Below are 1,300 nucleotides of genomic sequence, written 5' to 3' on the forward strand. Positions count from 1 at the left end.
TTGTCGGGGCGGGTGACGTGGATGACGCCCATCTCGCGGCATCGATCCCCCAGCCAGTCGCGGCGCCCGTCATCGAGCACGTAGATGCGCTTGTTCGGCCAGTCGCAGGCGAGCGCGCCGGCAATGGTGCGCTCGAGCACCGGCCACTCCTCATTGTAGGTGGCGATGAGGACGGCGATCGAAGGCGGGCTGTCGCCGAACCAGTGCAGATTTGCATCGGCTTCGGGCGTCCGGTCGCGATGGCGCGAGAGGATGACGAAGGCCGAGAGGCTCGAGACGACGCTGATCCCCTCGATCAGCGCGAACGACCAGCTCGCCAGCGCGTCCCAGGTCCAGCCGAGCGGCGCCAGCGTTTCGGTGAACCGCCAGCCCAGATACCGGACGCTGAAGAAGACGCCGAACGCAAACAGCGTCAGCCGCGCGACGCGGCTCGTGACCTTGAGCGAGGGGACGATGGCGATCCAGATGCCGGCCAGCAGCAGGCTCGGCATGAGGGCGCTCACCCATTCGGGGAGCGCGACCATTAGAACCCGACCGCCTCGAGCGCGTTGCGGATCCCCGAGAGCGGACCTTCGCTGAAGATCACCCTGCCGGTCCGCCCGAGCGGACAGGCGCCATTGGCGCCGATGCCGGGCGCGCTGAGGAGCACGGCAAAACCCTCGCGCTGGCGCTCGGTGGGGCTGATGGCGAGGGTCTCGAGCAGGGTGCGCGGCCCGGTGCCGGCGAGGAGCGCAACGGTCGCATCGACCACCTGGCCGTCATGGAACCGGAACTGGGCGACATCGCCGAGCCGCAGCCGGTTGTAGAGCCGTTCGTCGACGCTGGCGTGCACGTAGAGTGTGGCGCAATCGGCGAGCGAAGCGAGCTCCTCGCCCTGGGTGACGAATTCGCCGCTCGCCGTGCGCCGGCTCCAGACGACCCCGCCGACGGGGGCCCGCAGCGCCGCCGCCGTTTCCCCGGGCAGGGCTGCCCGGCGTTGCTCGACGGCTGAGTTCAGCGCCTCCGCGCGCAGGCGGGCCTGCTCGCGTCCGAGCCGCGCGCCAAAGCCCGAAGCCCCGGGTTCGTCGGCGAACGCCTCTTGTGCGGCGAGCTCGGCTTCGGCCAGCAGCCGCCCCTCTTCGAGCCCGGAAAGCGTGGCATCGGCGACCGCGCGCGCCGAAACGCTGCCCATCGCATCCCCGGCGCGGACCCGCCCGCCGAGCGGCGCCGTGCTCAGTTGCAGCGTGCCGTTGATCGGCGCCCGGATCGTCGCGAGGGGGGCGTTGACATAGGCGTCGCCGCTCGAGCCAACGAGTTGCTC

Annotated in this window: 2 protein-coding genes; both read right to left on the reverse strand. The window is 70.9% G+C overall.

The features are described 5' to 3' along the window. A partial coding sequence (locus tag EMQ25_RS17850) for a glycosyltransferase (RefSeq protein WP_127189968.1) occupies positions 1-524 on the reverse strand: 524 nt, incomplete at its 3' end. Then, the coding region (locus tag EMQ25_RS17855; RefSeq protein WP_148114833.1) for an efflux RND transporter periplasmic adaptor subunit at positions 524-1,300 on the reverse strand (777 nt) is incomplete at its 5' end. The genes EMQ25_RS17855 and EMQ25_RS17850, both read right to left, overlap by 1 nt.

It is taken from the genome of Arsenicitalea aurantiaca (assembly GCF_003994485.1).
In the GTDB taxonomy this organism is placed as follows: domain Bacteria; phylum Pseudomonadota; class Alphaproteobacteria; order Rhizobiales; family Devosiaceae; genus Arsenicitalea; species Arsenicitalea aurantiaca.